The following is a 20363-nucleotide window of genomic DNA, read 5'->3' as shown; positions in this document are numbered from 1 at the left end:
ACTCCGAATCGCCCGCACCCGTCGACGGCCGGATCCAGGAGGCGCTGCACATCGCGCACGTGCTCGCCCGCTCCCGGGAGCTCTAGCTCGACCTGGTGCACAACCACCTCGACCGGCTGCCGCTCTCCCTCGCGGCGCAGTGGACGATGCCCCTGGTCACGACCGTGCACGGCTTCTCCGGTCCCGGGATCCTGCCCGCGTACCGCGAGGCGCTCCGGCATCCCCTCACCGCCCACCTCGTCTCGATCTCGGACAGCGACCGCTCACCCGAGCTCGCCTACGACGCGACGGTGCACCACGGCATCGACGTGGACGCGTTCCCGGCGCCGGGCGGCCCGGTCGGCGACGACCTCGTGATCCTCGGGCGGATCCACCCCGACAAGGGGACCGCGGAGGCCGTGCGCATCGCGGCCTCCGCGGGCCGGCGGCTGGTGATCTGCGGACTCGTGCAGGACGAGCGCTACTGGCGCGAGGAGGTCGAGCCCCGCGTCGACGGCGACCGGGTCGTCCACCTCGGATCAGTCGGGCCCGACGAGCGGGCGCGCGTGCTCTCGGGAGCCGCCGCGCTCCTGCATCCGATCGGCTTCGACGAGCCCTTCGGGCTCTCGGTGGTCGAGGCGATGGCCTGCGGGACGCCGGTGATCGCGTACCGGCGCGGGTCGATGCCCGAGATCGTCGACGAGGGCGTCACGGGCTTCGTCGTCGACTCCGCCGAGGCGGCGGCCGCCGCCGTGGAGCGGGTGGGGGGCCTGGACCGCGGGGCGATCCGGGCCCGCGCGCGCCGCCGTTTCGCGGTCGAGCGGATGGTCGACGACTACCTCGCGGTGTACGCGGCGGCCCTCGGCGGCTGAGCGGGCGCCCCGACCCGCCCTCGCACGGGGCGGCCCGCCCGCCGCGGGGCCTCGTCAGCCGGCGGAGCCGATCCGCGCGTCCTCCTCGAAGTCGGCCTCCTGGAACTCGGCGACCTCGCTCAGCCACCGCTCCTGCACGAAGGACATGTGCTCCGGATGCGCGTCGTACGCCGCGAACGCGGCCCGGTCGGCGAACACCATCGAGAACTGCCACGCGAGGCCGTTCTTCGGGCTGACCTGGCGGTTCACGGTGAAGTCCTGCACCCCCGGGATCCCCGTCAGGATCCGGCGGGCGTTCGCGAGGAACTCCTCCTCCTCGGGCGAGCCCGCCGCGTGCACCAGCGAGAACGCGACGGTGTGCTGGATCGAGGCGCCCGGAGCGATCTCCTCCGCCACCTGCCGGCGGGCCTCGTCGATCGTCGCCATCACCGAGACGATCTCGTGGTGCGGGTGCACGGGCGACTCGACGAGCCCCTGCGCCACGTACGACGCGAAGGCCGTGGCCTGGTGCGCGAGCCCGTCGTGCAGCTCCGGGTGCGAGTCGTCGATCCACGTGGCGGACTCGTCCGCCCCGAGCCCTCCGAGGGTCAGGGTGAGCCCGCTCGGGCCGAAGAACGGGCTGTGCACGAGGAGCCGGCCCGCCGATCCGACGACGAGGGCCTCGACCGGCAGCGACGCCTCGAGCGACGTCGACAGCAGCGCCCGCGCGCCCGACTCCGTCTCGAGAAGCAGGTCGGCGCTCGCGTCGACTCCGGTCGCCTGGTTGATCGAGCCGGACGCGGTGACGGAGGAGGGGGCGCCGAGCACCGAGGACGCGAACGAGATCGGGTACACCCCGGCGTCCAGCAGCGCGCCGCCGCCGAGCTCGCGGTTCCAGAGCCGGTGCTCCGGGAGGAACGGCATCAGGAACCCGAAGTCGGCGCGCACGAGGCGCAGCTCGCCCAGCACCCCGCTCTCGAGCACCTGGCGGATGACGTCGGCCTGCGGCAGGTAGCGCGTCCACATCGCCTCCATCACGAGCACGCCCGCAGCCCGTCCCGCGTCGGTGATCTGCTCGGCCTCGCGCGCCGACATCGCGATCGGCTTCTCGATCAGCACGTGCTTGCCGGCCGCGATCGCGGCGAGCGCCTGGTCGCGGTGCAGCGGGTGCGGAGTGGCGACGTAGACGACGTCGACCTGGGGATCCGCGAGCAGCGCCTCGACCGAGTCGTGCACCGTCGGGATCCCGTGCTCCTGCGCGAACGCGCGGGTCTTCTCGGCGTCGCGCGCGGTCACGGCGACGGCGCGCTGGGTGGTGTGCGCGTGGATCGCGTGCACGAAGCGGGCCGCGATGCCGGTGCCGATCACTCCCCAGCGCAGTTCCGGCACGGAGCCGGGGTCGATCGGTCGCGGAGCGGGGAGCGTCACGGTCATGGGTCGCCTTCTCGTGGGGATCGCCTCGGTGCGATCGGTCGTCCGGGCGACGCTAGCATCCGTTCCCGCGTCTGCATGAGAGCGCTCTAGCGGGTCCCGAACACGGATCCGCGCGGCTCGGGCACCGCGCCCTAGCGGGTTCCGAACACGGATCCGCGCGCCTCGGGCACCGCGATCACGAGCGTCCGCGACTGCGCGCGCCAGCCGCACTCCGGCCCCTCCGGCTCGCCGAGCAGCCGCCACGACAGCGGCTGCTCCCGCTCGATCAGCACCTCGCCCGAGCGGTCCGCGACCGTGACCGTCGCCTCGTCCGGCGGCTCCGTGCCCACCTCGAACACCCAGCCGCCGTCGTCGTCCCGCGCGAGGGGGTAGGTGGGCGCCCCGTCCGGAGTGATCGCCTCGGGCCGCGAGCACACGTCGCCCGAGCACAGTCGCACGTCCGCGACGGAGCCGCTCCCCGGCCCCTCGACGCTCACGGTCAGCGTCGTGCTCCACCCCCGGCACCCCTCGGCCGGCGCGCACCCCGCGAGCAGCACGGCCGCGACGAGGACCGCTCCCCCCGCTGCCGCTCGCCGCCTCCGCACGCGCTCATCCTCTCGACCCCGCGCCGCGCCGTCCAGCAGTCGGGGTGGCCGGGCTGGGGCATCACCGACCGTCACCGCCGCCCGCGCGCTCCGCGAGCGCACGCCGCAGGCGCTCGACCGACCGCTCGGGGTACGGCAGGAACTCGGACTTCACGATCCGCACGGTCCTGATCCCGAGTGAGGCGAAGTCGTCGTAGCGGCCGATGTCCCGACCGAACCGCCGGTCGCTCGTGCGATGCCCGTCCCCCTCGTACTCCCACGCGACCCTTTCGTACTCGTACCAGCCGTCCGCGTAGCCCGCCAGCAGCCCGGACGGGAAGCGGATGGGCACCTGCAGCTGCGGCTCCGGCAGTCCGGCCCGGAGGCACGCGAGCCGGAACCGCGTCTCCTGCCGCGAGTCGGCCCCGTCGCGCACCAGTTCGATCGCCCGTCTCACCTGCACCGCACCCCTCCCCTCGAAACGCCACGCGCGGGCGGTGAGCTCGCGCAACGTCACCCACGGCCGAGGATCACCGTCCTTCTCGCTGACCGGGACGCGCACCAGAGCGTCGCCGACCGCCACGAGGTCGTCGAGCTCGAGCAGCGCACCGAGATGGCACCAGAGCGAAGCCGGATCCGTCATCGGCAGCCCCCACCGCACGGTCCGCCGCACGAGGGGATCGCTGATCGCGTGCCCGACGACTCCGGGCCGTCGGGGCGCTCGCGCCGGCGCTCGGACGCTCACGTGCAGCCCCTCCCCCGGGGCCGGGTCGGGCAGTTCGAGCGGCCACAGCCGCGCCGCGGTCAGATGACTCAGCACGGCACCCGGCCCGAGCAGGGCGAGCAGCGCCTCCGCCCGCCGCCTCGGATCGACGTCGGTCGCAGGGCTGCGCGCTCCGTGGAACGGGGCGACGAGATCACTCCGGCGCAGTCGCCCCCGCCCGATCCCCTCGGCTCGCGCCGCGGCGACGGTGAAGGACGTGTCTCGGAGAACGAGGGGAAGCGGGGACGGACTCGGCATGCGCAAACACTGCCGCGCCCGCCACCCCTCGAACCGCTGTCCACAGGCCCCCACCGTTCTCCACAGCCCGCGCGCACCGCCGATCCGTCACGAACGGCCGCCCACCCGCCTCCGCAACGGCCGTTCGCGACGGATCACCACCCCCCTCAGCACCTCACCTGCCGTTCGTGACGGATCGATCCCCCGGCCGCGAGAGCACGCGTCACCCGTCACAAGTGGCCACCCTCCGGACGCCGAGGCAGCCGTCCGCGACGGATCGCCCACTCACGCGTGAAGGAGTGCGGTCATCCGCCACCAAGGGCCGGCCCGACCGCCACGCGACGGCCGACTGCGACGGATCGACCGCCCCGCGTTAAGGAGCCGGGTCATCCGTCACCAAGGGCCGGCCCGACCGCCACGCGACGGCCGTTCGCGACGGATCGCTTCTCGACAGTGCGCCCAGCAGCATTCGCGACGGATCGACAACGCACGCTCGAAGGGCGCGGTCATCCGTCACCAATGGTCGGCCTGACCGCCACGCGATAGCCGTTCGCGACCGATCGCCTTCCCCTCAGGGAGCGCAGCAGCCGTTCGCGACGGATCGCCTTCCCCGCAGGGAGCACAGCAGCCGTTCGCGACGGATCGACCACCCACGCGTGAAGGAGTGCGGTCATCCGTCACCCACGGCCGGCCCGACCGCCACGCGACGGCCGTTCGCGACGGATCGCCCACCCGGCAAGGCGCGCACCGGCCGTTCGCGACGCGTCAGCACCTCACCGCACGGTCAGCCGCTTTGCGACGGATCAGCGCACCGCGCCCCCTGCCCCCCACTCGATCCGGTCGAACACCGCCCGGAGCGACGCCCCGCGCCCCGGATTCACCGCCGCCACCCACGCGATCCGCCCCAGCAGGTGCGCCCGGAAGTCCCCCACCCCCGCGCGGTTCTGCCCCGCCGGCCCGTGCACCGCGCAGTTGTGCAGGATCGCGTGCAGCCGGTCCACGTCGGCCCGCCGCACGTTCGGCCGCACGTTCACCACCACTCCGGTCACGCTCTGCCGCACCGCCGCCCGCCGGATCCGCGTCTTCCGCGGATTCACCGCGTACCCCGCGTCCTCCACCACCCGCTGCACCCCGCGCGCGAACGCCTCGGCCCGCCGCGCGAAGCGCTCGTCGCCGCTGAACGCGAGGTCGTCGGCGTATCGGGTGTAGCGCGCGCCGGCCGCCTCGGCGTACCCGGTCAACCGCGCGTCCAGGCGCCGCAGCGCCAGGTTCGCGAGCGCCGGCGACGTCGGCGCGCCCTGCGGCAGGTGCGGCAGCGTCAGCGCCCGCCGCAGCCCCGCGCGCTCCTCCGGGGACCCGCCCTCGGGCAGCCGCCGCAGCACCGCGACCGGCACCGCGTGGGTGCAGAGCCCCGTCAGCGTGTACGCGACCGCCTCCGGCAGCCCCTCGCGCCGCAGCAGCCCGAACACCCGCGGCGCCGTCACCTGTGCGAAGAACCGCTGCAGGTCCAGCGTCACGACGACCGCGCTGCCGACGTGCTCCGCCGCCCCGGTGATCGCGCTCCTACCCGGCACGAACCCGTGCGCGGCGGGATGCACCGGTGCCAGGCCCACGATCTCGTCCAGCACCGTGCGCTGCACCGCGCGCAGCCGACCGCGCGGCACCTCGAGCAGGCGCGCGACGCGGCCGGGCCGCTCCCGCCAGACGTGGTCGTAGTGCTGCAGCCGACCCTCCGGAGCCCGGCGGTTCCAGGACCGCGCGTCGGCGAGCCCGTCCAGGGCGTCGATGCTCAGCCCGAGCAGCGCGGCGAGATCGGCGACCCCGTCGATCCGCGGCACCGGCGACGACGACGTGGCCGCGCTCGCGGCGACCGGCACGAGGTGCGCGACGACGGGCTGCGCCCGGTCCGGCAGCAGCGCCGCGATGCAGCGCCCGAGCTCGCGCGGGGCGTCGACCGGCGGATGCGGGAACGCGACGAGCACGCGCGTGACGAGCGGTCCGAGCCAGCGCCGACGGGCGCCGAGGGAGTCGGCCGCCGCGGCGCGCAGGGCGTCGTGCGTCCACTCCGCCCCGAGGAACGCGTGCACGAGCGCCTCGACGAGCACGTCCCGACCCCGCATGCGCACCCCCCGCACCAGCCTAGGCTGGGCGGCACCGCTCCCTCCGGGCGAGGCGGACGATGCACGAGCTGCACCGTCCTCTCCGGGGTCACCCCGGGGCACGTGGATCGACCAGGCACCGCACCGCAGGCACCCGCCCGCGCTCCGCGCGGCTCAGCGCCCGCACTTCCCGACAGGTCGCCCGGAGGGAGCGGCCCGCTGTTCACCCGGGTGCCGCCTCCGGGTCCTTGCGCCGGGCGCTCCCGCCCCGCAGGCTGGCGGCATGACGAACGAGCACAGCCCCTCCTCGGGCGCCGGAGCCGGTGAGATCACCGGCCTGGTCGTCATCGCGGTCGCCGCCCTCGCCCTCCTGGCCTCGGCCTTCGCCGTCGGCGCGGGGATCGAGATCGCCTTCCTCGGCGCGCTCGCCGCCTTCGCCGTCGGGATCGCGGGCTTCGGGATCCACCTCGCCAGCCGCGAGGCCCGGTTCCGCCGCGACAACCGCTGACCTCCGCCCGCCGATCGGCGACACGACCGGCGCAGGGACCGCCGCTCCTCGCGGCAGAACGTCAGCCTGGAGTGACCCCTGACGGCTGACAGCCGACATCCCCCTCCCTCAGCTCCTGTTCTGCGAGCCACCACCACCCCACCGACGCCGCACTCACCCCGAGGTGAGCCCACCCCCCGGTCGGGTCGCCCCAGCTGTGGGGGGAAGAAGCCCTGATCGCGCGCGGGATCGTGACATCGGTGAACCGTTCGGATACATTCGCCCGTATAGAGCACCCGAGACCCCGGTGCCGTCCTTCCCTGGGCGTGCGGAGCGGAGAGGACGAGCGATGGACGAGTGGCGGCGCCACCTCCCGACCGACGACGACTGGTCGCCCCGGTTCTCGGGCTCGGTCGAGTCGGTGCCCGCCGAGACCCTCGACGCGGCGGTGCGGATCCTGCACCTGCTCCCCGAGGTCGAGCAGCTGACCCTCGAGACGGCGGAGGGACCCGTGTCCGTCGAGCGCCGCTCCAGTGCCGCGGCCTGGCGGGCCGCCGACTCCGTCGCCCTCGCCCTCCTCGCCTCCTCCGGCACCGTCACCGGCATCAGCGCCCGCTCGTTCGACCGCCGTGACGGAGTGCGCCGCGCGACTCCCGACGATCCGTTCCTCACCCGCGACGGCGGTCGCTCCGCCGCGATCCGCGCCTCCGAGGAGCGTGGCGAGATCTCCGCCGCCGAGGCGGAGCGGCGCCACCGGGAGCACCTCGACGGCGTCGACCGCGAGGACCCGCTCGAGACCCTCTGGGACAGTCCGTCCCTCCGCTGACCGAGCGACATGTGTAAGACTGTTCATATGAACAGGCATTCAGGAGCGGCCTGACCATGGGCGCCGGGCACTCCCACGGACCCGCGGCGAGCGGATCGGCAGCGAGCGGATCGGCAGCCGCACGCCACCGCGGTCCCCTCCTCGCCGCCTTCGTCCTCACCGCCGCGTTCATGGTCGTCGAGTTCGTCGTCGGCGTCCGCACCGGCTCCCTCGCCCTGCTCTCGGACGCCGCGCACATGGGCACCGACGTGATCGCCCTGGGCATGTCCCTGGCCGCGATCTCGCTCGCCGCTCGCCCTGCCGCCCGCGGCCGCACCTACGGCTCGTACCGCCTCGAGGTCCTCGCCGCGCTGGCCAACGGGCTCCTCCTCTTCGGCGTCGCGGCCTTCGTGATCGTCGAGGCGGTGCGCCGCTTCGCCGAGCCGCCCGCGGTCCCCGGGCTGCCCCTCCTCGTCACGGCGATCGTCGGACTCCTGGTCAACCTGGTGAGCCTGCGCCTGCTCTCGGCCGGCGCGAAGGAGAGCATCACCCTCCGCGGGGCCTCGCTCGAGGTGCTCGGCGACGCGCTCGGCTCGGTCGGAGTGATCGTGGCCGCGATCGTGCTGCTCACGACCGGCTGGGCATGGGCGGATCCGGTGGTCGGCGTGCTGATCGGGCTGCTGATCCTGCCGCGCACGTGGTCGCTGACCCGCCAGGCGCTGGGGATCCTGATGGAGTCGGCGCCGGCGCACCTCGACGTCGACGCGATCGAGCGCGACGTCCGCGCCGTGCCCGGAGTGCTCGCGCTGCACGACCTGCACGTCTGGACCATCACGTCCGGGATGGAGAGCGCCAGCGGCCACATCGTGGTCGCTCCCGACGCCGACTACCGCGAGGTGCTCAGCGCGGTCCTCGCCGTTCTGCGGGAGGATCACGGAGTCGCCCACGCGACGATCCAGTGCGAGCCGGAGGAGTTCCCGGAGCAGGCGCATGCGATCTGAGTCCGGGGCGACGGGACCCGACCCGGAGGGAGCAGTCGTGACCCCTTCCCTGCCCGACGTGACCGGACTCCCCTCCGACGCCGCCGTCGCCGACCTCGCCGACGTGTTCGGCCTGCTCGGCGACCCGGGCCGGATGCGGATCCTGCTCGCGCTGCTCGGCGGCCCGCTGCGCGTGGGCGAGCTCTCGGAGCGCAGCGGGCTGAGCCCGTCCGCGACCTCGCACGCGCTGCGGCTCCTCCGCTCGCACCGCGTGGTCGAGGTGCGCCGCGAGGGCCGCACCGCCTCGTACGCCCTCGCCGACGCCCACGTGCGCGACTTCCTCGAGCTCGGCCTCGCCCACGTCGGCCACACCGTGCTGGTCCACCACGTCGACCCCGCCGCGGAGCCCTGCGACCCGCCCGAGCACCCCTGACCCCGTCCGCCTCCCGCGGGATGCCACTCCGGTATGCGACGCGCCGGAGCAGCTGCACCGAAGCGGCATCTCGCGCAGGAGTCACGCCTCCGCGGGCGATCCCGGCACCCGCCCGCCTTCCGCATGGTGACGTCAACATGTAGCGTGGGCCGTCCGGACGTGTTCACGCGAACACGCGCCGCTTTTCACTGGCGAAAGAGAGACAGCATCAATGTCGATGTCCGTTAGACGACTCGCCGCGCTCGCCACGAGCGCCGCACTGGCCGCCGGGGCGGTGCTCGCCCTCCCCACGGCGGCCGCCCCCGCCGAGGCCGCGGACGGGGTCCGCATCACCCCGAACCCCGCCTACTCCGGAGAGGCCTACGAGGGATGGGGCACCAGCCTCGTCTGGTTCGCGAACGCCACCGGGAACTACCCCGAGGCCCTCCGCGAGGACCTGTACCAGAAGGTGTTCGGCGAGGAGGGCCTCGACCTCAACATCGCGCGCTACAACATCGGCGGCGGCAACGCCTCCGATGTGAAGGACTACCTCCGCCCCGGTGGCGCGGTCGAGGGCTGGTGGGCGAAGAACCCCACCGGCGACGCGGCGACCTACGGCGGCACCTCCACGAACCTCGCCGACCGCGACGCCCTGCTCGCGAAGTGGGATCCCTCCGACCCCGCTTCCTACGACTTCACCGCCGACGAGACGCAGCGCTGGTGGGTCGAGAAGCTCGCCGCCGAGCAGCAGATCACGCACTGGGAGTCGTTCGCCAACTCCGCCCCCTACTTCATGACCGAGAGCGGCTACGTCTCGGGCGGCTTCAACGCCACCAGCGAGCAGCTGAAGCCCGCCGCCGAGGCGAAGTTCGCCGAGTACCTGGCCACCGTCACCGAGCGGATGGAGGCCGAGTACGGCATCGAGTTCGACACCCTCGACCCGTTCAACGAGCCGAACACGAACTACTGGGGCACCACCCTCACCAACGGCGTCCCCACCGGCGGCCGCCAGGAGGGCATGCACATGGGCCCCGCGGCCCAGGTGAGCCTGCTCCCCGACGTCGCCGCCGCCCTGGCCGCGTCCGACTCCGACGCCGGCATCGCCGCCATGGACGAGACCAACCCCAGCATCTTCAGGACCAACTGGGCCGCCTACCCGCAGTCCGCGCGCGATCTCGTCGACCGGATGAACGTCCACACCTACGGCACCGGCGACCGCCTCGCGGTCCGCGACCTCGCCAAGCAGGCCGACAAGGACCTGTGGATGAGCGAGATCGAGGGCAACTGGGTCCAGGGCTGGAACCCCACCAGCATCGAGAACGGCCTCGGCATCGCCGGCCGCATCACCGACGACCTCCGCGAGCTCGAGCCGAAGGCGTGGGTGCTCTGGCAGCCCGTCGAGGACTACTACAACATGGAGAAGGCTCCGCCCAAGGGCGAGAACCTCAACTGGGGCTCGGTGTTCATCGACCTCGACTGCAAGCCGTACCAGGAGGGCGGGGCCGAGGTCTGGAAGTCGGTGCGCCGCGTCGCGGACGCCGGCGGCGACTCGACCAAGGCGCCCGTCTGCGGCGTCGAGACGAACTCGAAGTTCAACACGATCCGCAACTTCACCAAGTTCATCCAGGAGGGCGACCACCTGATCGCCGTCGACGACGCCGCGACCACCGCCGCCACCCGCGCGGACGGCTCCGGAGCGACCGTCGTGCACACCAACACCACCACCGCCGAGCGCACCGTCACCCTCGACCTCTCGCGCTTCGGCACGATCGCCGCGGGCGCGTCGGTCACTCCGTACGTCACGACCCAGGCCGCCTCGGCCGCAGCGCCGACCGGCAACGCACTCGTCGAGAAGGCCCCCGTCGTGATCGACCGCGAGGCGCGCACCGCGACCGTCACGGTGCCCGCCAAGTCGGTCACCACCTTCTCGATCGACGGAGTCTCGGGCGTCGCCGAGAACGCCCCCGCCCTGCGCGACGGCCACGACTACCAGCTGGTCGGCACGCAGAGCAGCAAGGCGCTGACCGCGACGACCTCGTCGACCGCGATCACGACGGTCGCGACCGACTCCGGCACCGCCGCCAAGCAGACCTGGACCGCGCACGAAGTGCCGGCCGGCGAGCGCGAGGCGACCCGTCGCGTCGTCCTCGAGAACGCCGACGGACGCGTGCTCGGAGCGACCAGCGCCGGCACCGACCTGCGGAGCGTCTCCGTCGCCGCGGCGAAGGCCGCTCCCGCGACCCGCTGGATCGTCAACACGACCGACGGCGTCCGCTACACCCTCGTCAACGAGGCGCTCGGGCTCTCGCTCGACGTCAACGGCCAGTCGACCGCCGAGAACACCACCGTGGGCGTCTACGGCTCGAACGGCGGAGCGAACCAGTCGTGGCAGCTGCGCGACCTCGCGCCGCTCGCGACGCAGACGGTCCCGGTGCGCACCACGGTCGGCGTCGCGCCGACCCTGCCCGCCTCCGTCACCCCGCAGTACCAGTGGGGCGCGGGCGCACCCGTCGCGGTGACCTGGCAGCAGCCGGCGTCCTCCGCGTGGGGCACCGCCGGCCGCGTCGAGGTGCCCGGCACCGCGACCGACCTCTACGGCCAGTCGATCGCCGTCACGGCGCTCGTCGACGTGGGCGGACTCACCGCCACCGACCCCGTGTCGGTGACGGTCGCGACCGGAGCGGCGACCGCGGGCGTCCGCGCCGCCGCACCCACCACGGTCCCTGCCCGCGTCGGAGCCTCGACCAGCACGTTCGCCGTCCCGGTCACCTGGGACTGGACGCCGCTGACGACCGCCTCGCTCGCGCAGACCGGATCCGTCCGGATCACGGGCACGGCGACCGCCGACGGAGCGACGCTGCCCGCGGCCCTCACGGTGCTCGTCACCACGGGAACGCCGCGGAACTTCAACCCGGATGCCGGCATCGTCGCGACCGCGTCGTCGTCCGAGTCGGGCTACGGCCCCGAGCGCACCCGCAACGGCGTGCTCGGCGACAAGGGCTGGTCGAACTGGGTCGCGTCGAACAAGGCGACCCAGAGCACCCTCACCTACACCTTCCCGGCCGCGAAGCAGGTCGAGAAGGCGAGCGTGCAGTTCTACCGCGACGGCACCAACAGCTGGGCGCAGACGATCCAGCTGCAGGCGCGCGGCGTCGACGGCGTCTGGACGTCGGTCCCCGGATGGGAGACGGCGCAGCCCGTCGAGTCCCCCGCCGGCGGGGCCCCGACGTACACCGCGTCGTTCGCCCCGGTCACCGCGACCGCCTTCCGCGTCGTGATGAACGCCTACGCCAACACGCACATGATCGTGTCCGAGGTGCAGCTGTTCGACGCGGCCGACAAGGTGGCCGTGCCCGCCTCGGTGAGCACGCTCGGCGCCCTGCGCGTCGACGGAATCGGCGTGGCCGGCTTCGACCCGGCGCGCACCGACTACGCGGTCGTCGTCGAGGGCACGAAGATGCCGGTGCTCACCGCCGTCGCGACCGACTCGGCCGCGACGGTCCGCGTGACCCAGCCCAGCACCGCGACCAACGGAGTCGGCACCGTCACGGTGACGTCGGCCGACGGCTCGCGGACCAGCACCACCCGGGTCACCGTGGAGCTGCGGCAGCCCGCCGCGCTCGCCCTCACGGTGACGGCGTCCACGCGCTGCATCGCCGGCAAGGTGACGCTGACGGTGACCGCGCGCAACGACTCGGCCGTGCCGGTGTCGCTGACCTCGGCCTCGTCGTGGGGCTCGAAGCAGTTCACCGGAGTCGCCCCCGGCAAGAGCGCGGTCGCCGCGTTCTCGACGCGGGCCGTCTCGGTCGCTGCGGGCCAGTCGTCCGTCACCGCGACCGCCGTCGTCGACGGGAAGAACGTGACGACGGTCGTCCCCGCGGCCTACACGGCCCGCGACTGCGGCTGACGCTCCGGTCGACGCACCACCCGTGACCGCCTCCGCCCCTCGGGGCTGGGGCGGTCACGTCGTCTCTCTGCCGGTCGAGGAGCCTGGCACGCGAGCATCGCCGGCGGACCGCCGATCGATCCGTCGGAGAGGGCCGTCCCGGAGTTTCCCGGACGGCCGTTCGTGACGGATGACCGGCGGGCCGCGTCCCGGACGACGTCGGCCGCCCCTCCTCACTGACGACGGCCGCCGCAGAACGTCGGCCAGGAGCACCCGTCAGCAACCATCGCGGCTGAGCAGCACTCTCGGCCGAGGTTCCGCACCGCACTTGCTGGTCGAGCAGCCCCGCAGGGGCGTCTCGAGACCCGCCCACTCCCGGACATCGCGGATCGCGATCCGGGCGCGACTCGATCAGCAGACGAGGGCGCGATGGCCCCCCGCGCTCAGTGCGCCGACGGAGCCGGCGCACCCTTGCGGCGCAGCGCCGAGACGCCCGTGACGATCGCGACGATGATCGCTCCGAGCACGAGGCCGAAGACCATCGACACGAAGGTGTCGGCGAGCCACACGACGACCGGGCCGGCCGCCTCGACCGCGTGGGTCACGACGTGGACGAGGTCGTAGGGTCCGTGCCAGAAGGTCTCGGCCAGGTTCGCGATCACGAGGTGCCCGCCGACCCACAGCATCGCGAGAGTGCCGATGATGCTGATCACGCGGAACACGAACGGCATCGACGCGACGATGCGGACACCGGCGCGACGGACTCCGCGCGAGGGGTTCTTCATCATCCCGAGCCCCACGTCGTCGATCTTCACCAGCAGCGCCACCGCGCCGTAGACCAGCGCGGTCATGCCGAGGCCGATGAGGGCGAGCGCCCCGAGCGTGGGTCCGAAGCCGAAGTCGGGGTCGAGTCCGTCGAGCGCGATCAGCATGATCTCGGTGCTGAGGATGAGGTCGGTCCGGATCGCGCCGAAGACCAGCTTCTTCTCGTCGCGCGCCTCGGTCTCGGCGGCCGCGTGGTGCAGTCCGAACCACTCCGACACCTTCTCGGCGCCCTCGAAGCAGAGGAACGCGCCTCCGATGATGAGCAGGAACGGCAGCACCGCCGGCGCGAACGCCGACAGCAGCAGCGCCAGCGGGATGATGATGACGAACTTGTTGAACAGGCTGCCCAGCGAGATCTTCCACACGACGGGCAGCTCGCGCGCCGGCGTCAGGCCCTGCACGTACTGCGGAGTGACGGCCGCGTCGTCGATGACGACTCCCGCGGTCTTGGCGCTGGCTTTCAGGGCGGCGGTGAGGATGTCATCGACCACCGCGAGCAGACCGACCGACATGTTCTTCTCCCGTATCGTCTCGCCCGGCCGCTCGACCGGGACGACCTCCACAGTACCGACGCGCGCACCGCGCACCCGGTCCCCTTGACGGCGCCGAGACCGCACATCGCCGAGTCGCCCGGAAGGGCTCCCGACACGCCGTCGGCACGCGCCCTTCCGGGCGACTCGGCGCGGGCGGACCGCGAGCGACGGACTCAGGCCGGGGCGGGCCCCGTGCTGGCGCGGACGACGAGGCCGGTCGGGACGAGCGTCGCTCCGGTGCGCTCGCCCGTCTCGAGCTCGCGCAGCAGCATGTCGACGGAGCGGCGGCCGGTGTCGGCGAACGACTGGCGGACCGTGGTGAGCGGCGGCCAGAAGCTCGCCGACTCCTCCATGTCGTCGAAGCCGACGACGCTGACCTCGCCCGGGACCGCGCGACCCGCCTCGTGCAGGGCGCGCAGCACTCCGAGCGCCATCTGGTCGTTCGCGGCGAACACGGCCGTCACCGCGGGGTCGGCGGCGAGCTCCACTCCGAGCCGGTGGCCGGACGCGCTGGACCAGTCGCCGACGAGCGCCTCGGGCACCTCCGCGCCCCGGGTGCGCAGCGTCGCCTCCCACGCCTCGCGACGGCGCTCGGCCGAGTAGGAGCGCGGCGGGCCCGAGATGTGGTGCACGGTGCGGTGGCCGAGGTCGAGCAGGTGCTCGACGGCCTGGCGGGCGCCCGACATCTGGTCGGTGTCGATGACGGAGTGCTTGTCGTCGCCGGCGGAGTCGACGACGACGACCGGCAGCTCGGGCGGCAGCACGATGTCGGCCTCGTCGAGCAGGTGCGCCTCGACGATGATGATGACGCCGTCGACGGCCTCCTCGCTCAGCCGGTGGAACGCGACCGAGACCTCGCCCTGCGTCGGGTGGGGCACCGGGATGAGGGTGATGGAGTAGCCTGCGTCGGCCGCGGCGACGGCGATCGCGTCGAGCGTGCGCATGTTGCCGAAGGAGGACAGCGTGAACATGATCACGCCGATGCTGTGGAAGCGGCCGGTGCGCAGGGCACGGGCGGCGCTGTTGGGGCGGTATCCGACCTGGCGCATCGCCTGGAGGACCCGTTCGCGGGTCTCGCCGTCGACGTTCGAGCGCCCGTTCGACACGCGCGAGACGGTCTGACCCGACACCTTCGCGAGCCGGGCGACGTCGGCCATGGAGGGCCCGCGGCGACGCGGGGCGGTGCTCGTCGTCGGAGTCGCGTCGGCAGCCATGGTCCCTCGTTTATAGCGCGTCGCCGAACATAATCGGGGCGACGAGGGGCCCCCGTACGGGAAACCACCGTGATCTGATCGATACTGAACGTGTTGACGTGAACATGGTACGGTGGCGATCTGCCATGTTGACGTGAACACGCCGCCTCCCCCACCGTGGCCGAAATCGAACGGAAGTCACTGATGACGACGACGTCTCCACCCGTCCCCCTGCGCGAGGTCGACCCTCCCGCGGCGCCGCTGAAGCAGGTGCCGCGCTCGCGAGCGAAGAGCGAGTGGAAGGGCCTGGCCTTCGTGGCCCCCTTCCTCGTCGTCTTCCTGCTCGTCTTCATCGCTCCGGTGATCTACTCGATCTATCTCAGCCTGTTCCGCGAGCAGCTCGTCGGCGGCACCGCGTTCGTCGGCCTCGACAACTACCTGACGCTGCTCGGCGACGCGAACTTCTGGGAGGGCTTCGTCCGCGTCGTCCTGTTCCTGGCGGTCCAGGTGCCGGTCATGCTGGTGCTGGCCCTCGTCGCCGCCCTCGCGATCGACAGCGGTCGCCTGCACGGCACCGGCTTCTTCCGCATCGTCGTGTTCCTCCCCTACGCGGTCCCGGCCGTCGTCGCGGTCCTCATGTGGGGCTTCATCTACGGCGACAACTTCGGCCTCGCGGCGAACGTCAACGACCTGCTCGGCTCCGACGTCGTCGCTCCGTTCTCGCGCGACTGGATCTTGGTCTCGATCGGCAACATCGTGACGTGGGAGTTCGTCGGCTACAACATGCTGATCTTCTACTCCGCCCTCAAGACGATCCCCGGTGAGCTCTACGAGGCCGCCGAGATCGACGGAGCCGGCCCGATGCGCGTCATCCGCTCGATCAAGCTGCCGGCCCTGCGCGGAGCCATAGTCATCGCCACGATCTTCTCGATCATCGGCAGCTTCCAGCTGTTCAACGAGCCCAACATCCTCCGGACGCTGGCGCCGAACATCATCACCACCTACTTCACGCCGAACATGTACGCCTACAACCTGTCCTTCGCCGGTCAGCAGTACAACGCGTCGGCCACGGTCGCGATCGTGATGGGCGTGATCACCGCGATCATCGCCTACGTGGTCCAGCTCCGCGGCGCGCGCAAGGAGAACTGATGGCCGTCACGACCGCACCCACCGCCCCCCGCTCGAGCCGGCCGCGCCGCGCTCCCCGCCGCGGATCGTCCGTCCACCCGAAGAAGTCGATCGCCTTCACCCTGCTGATGTCGGCGTTCATCCTCTACAGCCTCGTGCCGCTGGCCTGGCTGGTCATCAACGCGACCAAGACGCAGGCCGGGCTGCTCTCGAGCTTCGGGCTCTGGTTCGACGGCGACTTCGTCTTCTTCCAGAACATCGCCGAGACGCTCACCTACCGCGACGGCATCTTCCTCCGCTGGCTCGGCAACACCCTCCTCTACGTCGTCGTCGGCGCCGGAGGAGCGACGCTGCTCGCCACGCTCGCCGGCTACGGTCTCGCGAAGTTCCGCTTCGCCGGCCGCAAGGCGGTCTTCGCGGTGGTCCTCGGAGCGATCGCCGTCCCCGGCACGGCCCTGGCCGTCCCGACGTTCCTCATGTTCAGCCAGCTGGGCCTGACGAACACCCCGTGGGCGATCATCATCCCGTCGCTGATCAGCCCCTTCGGCCTCTACCTGGTCTGGGTCTACGCGGTGGAGTCGGTGCCCACCGAGCTGCTCGAAGCGGCGCGGATGGACGGCGCAGGCGAGTTCCGCACCTTCTTCACGATCTCGATCCGCCTCCTGGCGCCGGGCATCGTGACGGTGCTGCTGTTCTCGGTCGTCGCGACCTGGAACAACTACTTCCTGCCGCTGATCATGCTGAGCGACCCCTCGTGGTACCCGCTCACCGTGGGCCTGAACCAGTGGAACGCCCAGGCCACCGGCGTCAGCGCGCAGCCGATCTACAACCTGGTGATCACGGGCTCGCTGCTCACGATCATCCCCATCGTCGTCGCCTTCCTCGGACTCCAGCGCTTCTGGCAGTCCGGGCTGAGCGCCGGCAGCGTCAAGGGCTGACGCCCTCCGACCTCCCCCCTGCAGCCGGAGCACCCGCGCCGGCCGCCACCACCCGCAGCACGAAGAAGTGAAGGGATCCCCCCTATGAAGTTCACGAGCTCCGCCCTCCGGCGGACCCTGACCGTGGCCGCCGCGGCCGCCCTGGCCGCCGGCTCGCTGGCCGCCTGCTCCGCCCCCTCCCCCGGCGGGAACGGCGGAACCAGCGCCGAGGGCGGCACCGCGGCCGACCTCGACGCCGCCCTCGAGGCCGGCGGCAAGATCACCTACTGGAGCTGGACCCCCAGCGCCGAGGCGCAGGTCGCCGCGTTCGAGGAGGCCTACCCCGAGGTCGACGTCGAGCTGGTCAACGCCGGCACGAACACCGAGGAGTACACCAAGCTCCAGAACGCGATCAAGGCCGGCTCGGGCGCTCCCGACGTCGTGCAGATCGAGTACTACGCCATGCCGCAGTTCGCCCTGTCGGACTCGCTGCTCGACCTCTCGCAGTACGGCCTCAGCGACCTCGAGGACAAGTTCAGCGCCTCCACGTGGGGCAGCGTGAACGTCGACGGCAAGCTCGTCGGCCTCCCCCAGGACTCGGGCCCCATGGCCATGTTCTACAACAAGACCGTCTTCGACCAGTACGGCATCGCCGTGCCGACCACGTGGGACGAGTACGTCGCCGCGGCCGAGCAGCTGCACACCGCCGACCCGACGAAGTACATCACCGCCGACACCGGCGACGCGGGCTTCGCGACCAGCATGATCTGGCAGGCCGGCGGCCAGCCCTTCCAGTTCGAGGGCACCGACATCACCGTCGACGTCGCCGACGAGGGCACCAAGAAGTGGACGGGCGTCTGGAACCAGCTCGTCGAGAAGGGCCTGCTCTCGGACACCCCCGGCTGGGGAGACGAGTGGTACAAGGGCCTGGGCGACGGATCGATCGCCTCGCTGATCACCGGCGCCTGGATGCCCGGCGTGCTCGAGTCCAGCGTCGCCGACGCCTCGGGTGACTGGGCCGTCGCGCCGATCCCGACCTACGACGGCACCCCCGTCAGCGCCGAGAACGGCGGAGGCGGCCAGTCGGTCACCTCGCAGAGCGAGAACCCGGCCCTCGCGGCCGCGTTCCTGCGCTGGCTGAACAGCGACCCGGCCTCGGTCGACGTGTTCCTCGAGAGCGGCGGATTCCCGTCGACCACCGCCGACCTGACCGACCCCGAGTTCGTCTCGGCCGAGTCGGAGTACTTCGGCGGCCAGAAGATCAACGAGGTGCTGACCCAGGCCTCCGAGGATGTCCGCCCCGGCTGGTCGTACCTGCCCTACCAGGTCTACGCGAACAGCGTGTTCGGCGACACCGTCGGACAGGCCTACGCCAACGGCACGAGCCTCGACGACGGCCTGGCCGACTGGCAGGGCAAGCTCGTGCAGTACGGCAACGAGCAGGGCTTCACGGTCTCCGAGTAAGTCAGACCCCCCAAGGGAGGCCGGCCGGATCGCTCCGGCCGGCCTCCTCGCGTACCACCCGCTTCTCCTGATCCGAGGGATGATCATGACCACCGCACCCGAGAGCCGCTTCGCCATCGGCGCCACCGACTTCGAGCTCGACGGACGGCCGCACCGGATCCTGTCCGGCGCGCTGCACTACTTCCGGGTGCACCCCGACCTCTGGGCCGACCGCATCCGCAAGGCGAGGCTGATGGGCCTGAACACCATCGAGACCTACGTCGCCTGGAACGCGCACGAGCCGGTCCGCGGCTCCTTCCGCGCCGAGGGCGGCCTCGACCTCGGCCGCTTCCTCGACCTCGTCGCCGCCGAGGGCATGCACGCGATCGTGCGACCCGGCCCCTACATCTGCGCGGAGTGGGACAACGGCGGGCTCCCGGCCTGGCTGTTCCGCGACCCCGAGGTGGGCGTCCGCCGGTCCGAGCCGCACTACGTGGCCGCGGTGAGCGAGTACCTCCGCGAGGTCTACGCGATCGTCGCGCCGCGGCAGATCGACCGGGGCGGGCCGGTCGTCCTGGTGCAGATCGAGAACGAGTACGGAGCGTACGGCTCCGACAAGGAGTACCTCGCCGAGCTCGTCCGCGTCACGCGAGACGCCGGCGTCACCGTGCCGCTCACGACCATCGACCAGCCCACGCCGCAGATGCTCGCCGACGGCAGCCTCCCCGGCCTGCACCTGACCGGCTCGTTCGGCTCGCGCACGCCCGAGCGCCTCGCGACGCTGCGCGAGTTCCAGCCGACCGGCCCGCTGATGTGCATGGAGTTCTGGTGCGGCTGGTTCGACGACTGGGGCACCCAGCACCACACGACGGACGCCGACGCCTCGGCCCGCGAGCTCGACGCGCTCCTCGCGGTGGGCGGCTCCGTGAACATCTACATGCTGCACGGCGGCACGAACTTCGGCCTGACCAGCGGAGCGAACGACAAGGGCCGCTACGCCGCGATCACCACCAGCTACGACTACGACGCACCGCTCGACGAGGCGGGGCACCCGACCGACAAGTTCTGGGCGTTCCGCGAGGTCATCGCGCGCTACGCGCCGGTGCCGGAGGAGGTGCCCGCCCCGCGGACGCCGTCGCCCGCGCTCACCGCGCCGCTGCTCCCCGGCCCCGCTCTGCTCGGGCTCGACGCCTTCGGCGAGGCGACCGCGCTCGAGGCGATGGCGTCCTTCGACGAGCTCGGCCACGCCGACGGCTTCGTGCTCTTCGAGACCGTGCTCGACTCCTCCGACGCCCCCGCCCGCCTGGTCGTCGGCGAGGAGGTGCGCGACCGCGCCTGGGTGCTGCTCGACGGCTCGCCCGTGGGCGTGCTCGCGCGCGACAACCACGAGCGCGCGCTGACGCTGCCCCGGGGCCGCGGGGCGCTCGCGATCCTCGTCGAGAACCAGGGGCGCGTGAACTACGGCGTGCGGATCGGCGAGCACAAGGGACTGATCGGCGGAGTCGAGTTCGACGGGGCGGCGCTCACCGGATGGACGGCCCGCGCGCTCGACGTGTCGCTCCTCCCCTCGCTCGCCGGGGTCGCGGAGGGCTTCGCGGCCGGGCCCTCACTCGCCTCGGGATCGTTCGAGCTGGAGGCCCCGTCCGACCTCTTCGTCGACACGCTGCACTGGGGCAAGGGCCTGGTCTGGGTGAACGGGTTCCTGCTCGGCCGCTACTGGCGGCGCGGACCCCAGCGCACCCTGATCGTGCCGTCGCCGGTGACGCGGGCGGGACGGAACGAGGTCGTCGTGCTCGAGCTCGAGGCGTTCGCCGAGGCCGAGATCCGA

Annotated in this window: 16 protein-coding genes; 10 read left to right on the top strand and 6 right to left on the bottom strand. The window is 72.4% G+C overall.

The window, feature by feature from the left end; translation table 11 throughout:
- The first annotated feature begins 95 nt into the window (after window positions 1–95).
- Entirely contained in the window at window positions 96–851 is a 756-nt protein-coding gene (locus ASF46_RS00980) for a glycosyltransferase (protein WP_200919645.1), read from the top strand.
- Window positions 852–905: 54 nt separating this feature from the next.
- Here the strand turns inward: ASF46_RS00980 and ASF46_RS00975 are convergent, their stop codons facing one another.
- The 4 genes from ASF46_RS00975 to ASF46_RS00960 all read right to left on the bottom strand — a co-directional run bounded on the left by ASF46_RS00975 (window position 906) and on the right by ASF46_RS00960 (window position 5947).
- Window positions 906–2264 carry a Gfo/Idh/MocA family oxidoreductase gene (locus ASF46_RS00975; protein WP_162240146.1) on the bottom strand — a complete coding sequence of 453 codons (1359 nt, stop codon included), beginning with the start codon at window positions 2262–2264 and terminating at the stop codon, window positions 906–908.
- A gap of 131 nt (window positions 2265–2395) precedes the next feature.
- Window positions 2396–2848: a hypothetical protein gene (locus ASF46_RS00970; protein ID WP_056866045.1), complete on the bottom strand. Its 453-nt coding sequence runs from the start codon at window positions 2846–2848 to the stop codon at window positions 2396–2398.
- A gap of 61 nt (window positions 2849–2909) precedes the next feature.
- Window positions 2910–3848, bottom strand: coding sequence for a hypothetical protein (locus ASF46_RS00965; protein WP_056866044.1), 939 nt, complete (start codon window positions 3846–3848; stop codon window positions 2910–2912).
- 782 nt (window positions 3849–4630) lie between these two features.
- Window positions 4631–5947, bottom strand: a complete 1317-nt coding sequence (locus ASF46_RS00960; protein WP_157602120.1) for a reverse transcriptase family protein — start codon at window positions 5945–5947, stop codon at window positions 4631–4633.
- Between the two features lie 262 nt (window positions 5948–6209).
- Here ASF46_RS00960 and ASF46_RS00955 point away from each other — a divergent pair, with 262 nt between their 5' ends.
- The 5 genes from ASF46_RS00955 (at window position 6210) to ASF46_RS18660 (ending at window position 12517) form a co-directional block, all read left to right on the top strand.
- Window positions 6210–6434, top strand: coding sequence for a hypothetical protein (locus ASF46_RS00955; protein ID WP_055785417.1), 225 nt, complete (start codon window positions 6210–6212; stop codon window positions 6432–6434).
- Between the two features lie 328 nt (window positions 6435–6762).
- Complete coding sequence (locus ASF46_RS00950) at window positions 6763–7239, top strand: hypothetical protein (protein WP_056866042.1); 477 nt, start codon at window positions 6763–6765, stop codon at window positions 7237–7239.
- A 56-nt stretch (window positions 7240–7295) separates the two neighbouring features.
- A complete protein-coding gene (locus ASF46_RS00945; protein ID WP_056866041.1) occupies window positions 7296–8219 on the top strand; it encodes a cation diffusion facilitator family transporter in 924 nt (307 codons plus the stop codon).
- 37 nt (window positions 8220–8256) lie between these two features.
- Entirely contained in the window at window positions 8257–8631 is a 375-nt protein-coding gene (locus tag ASF46_RS00940) for an ArsR/SmtB family transcription factor (protein WP_235576817.1), read from the top strand.
- 217 nt (window positions 8632–8848) lie between these two features.
- Window positions 8849–12517, top strand: a complete 3669-nt coding sequence (locus ASF46_RS18660; RefSeq protein ID WP_162240145.1) for an RICIN domain-containing protein — start codon at window positions 8849–8851, stop codon at window positions 12515–12517.
- 422 nt (window positions 12518–12939) lie between these two features.
- On the opposite strand, the gene ASF46_RS00930 is transcribed toward ASF46_RS18660, so the two are convergent.
- Window positions 12940–13833, bottom strand: a complete 894-nt coding sequence (locus tag ASF46_RS00930) for a DUF808 domain-containing protein (protein WP_056867378.1) — start codon at window positions 13831–13833, stop codon at window positions 12940–12942.
- Window positions 13834–14027: 194 nt separating this feature from the next.
- The gene (locus ASF46_RS00925; RefSeq protein WP_056866040.1) at window positions 14028–15068 is read right to left on the bottom strand and encodes a LacI family DNA-binding transcriptional regulator; all 1041 of its coding nucleotides are present in this window, start codon (window positions 15066–15068) and stop codon (window positions 14028–14030) included.
- Window positions 15069–15251: 183 nt separating this feature from the next.
- On the opposite strand from ASF46_RS00925, the gene ASF46_RS00920 reads away from it, so the two are divergent.
- From ASF46_RS00920 to ASF46_RS18655, 4 genes are all read left to right on the top strand, one after another.
- Complete coding sequence (locus tag ASF46_RS00920) at window positions 15252–16196, top strand: carbohydrate ABC transporter permease (RefSeq protein ID WP_055785395.1); 945 nt, start codon at window positions 15252–15254, stop codon at window positions 16194–16196.
- Between the two features lie 107 nt (window positions 16197–16303).
- Entirely contained in the window at window positions 16304–17113 is an 810-nt protein-coding gene (locus ASF46_RS00915) for a carbohydrate ABC transporter permease (protein WP_235576899.1), read from the top strand.
- An 84-nt stretch (window positions 17114–17197) separates the two neighbouring features.
- Window positions 17198–18556 carry an ABC transporter substrate-binding protein gene (locus ASF46_RS00910; RefSeq protein ID WP_056866038.1) on the top strand — a complete coding sequence of 453 codons (1359 nt, stop codon included), beginning with the start codon at window positions 17198–17200 and terminating at the stop codon, window positions 18554–18556.
- 85 nt (window positions 18557–18641) lie between these two features.
- The coding region (locus ASF46_RS18655) for a glycoside hydrolase family 35 protein (protein ID WP_157602343.1) at window positions 18642–20363 on the top strand (1722 nt) is incomplete at its 3' end.

It is taken from the genome of Rathayibacter sp. Leaf296 (assembly GCF_001423045.1).
GTDB lineage: Bacteria > Actinomycetota > Actinomycetes > Actinomycetales > Microbacteriaceae > Rathayibacter > Rathayibacter caricis.
Note: the sequence above shows the minus strand (reverse complement) of the source record. Positions and strands in the feature narration are given on the sequence as shown.

Bases quoted from the DNA above. Each gene is read 5' to 3' on its own strand.
- ASF46_RS00975 (WP_162240146.1), bottom strand. From the start codon at position 2,264: ATGACCGTGACGCTCCCCGCTCCGCGACCGATCGACCCCGGCTCCGTG.
- ASF46_RS00965 (WP_056866044.1), bottom strand. From the start codon at position 3,848: ATGCCGAGTCCGTCCCCGCTTCCCCTCGTTCTCCGAGACACGTCCTTC.
- ASF46_RS00960 (WP_157602120.1), bottom strand. From the start codon at position 5,947: ATGCGGGGTCGGGACGTGCTCGTCGAGGCGCTCGTGCACGCGTTCCTC.
- ASF46_RS00955 (WP_055785417.1), top strand. From the start codon at position 6,210: ATGACGAACGAGCACAGCCCCTCCTCGGGCGCCGGAGCCGGTGAGATC.
- ASF46_RS00950 (WP_056866042.1), top strand. From the start codon at position 6,763: ATGGACGAGTGGCGGCGCCACCTCCCGACCGACGACGACTGGTCGCCC.
- ASF46_RS00945 (WP_056866041.1), top strand. From the start codon at position 7,296: ATGGGCGCCGGGCACTCCCACGGACCCGCGGCGAGCGGATCGGCAGCG.
- ASF46_RS18660 (WP_162240145.1), top strand. From the start codon at position 8,849: ATGTCCGTTAGACGACTCGCCGCGCTCGCCACGAGCGCCGCACTGGCC.
- ASF46_RS00930 (WP_056867378.1), bottom strand. From the start codon at position 13,833: ATGTCGGTCGGTCTGCTCGCGGTGGTCGATGACATCCTCACCGCCGCC.
- ASF46_RS00925 (WP_056866040.1), bottom strand. From the start codon at position 15,068: ATGGCTGCCGACGCGACTCCGACGACGAGCACCGCCCCGCGTCGCCGC.
- ASF46_RS00920 (WP_055785395.1), top strand. From the start codon at position 15,252: ATGACGACGACGTCTCCACCCGTCCCCCTGCGCGAGGTCGACCCTCCC.
- ASF46_RS00915 (WP_235576899.1), top strand. From the start codon at position 16,304: ATGTCGGCGTTCATCCTCTACAGCCTCGTGCCGCTGGCCTGGCTGGTC.
- ASF46_RS00910 (WP_056866038.1), top strand. From the start codon at position 17,198: ATGAAGTTCACGAGCTCCGCCCTCCGGCGGACCCTGACCGTGGCCGCC.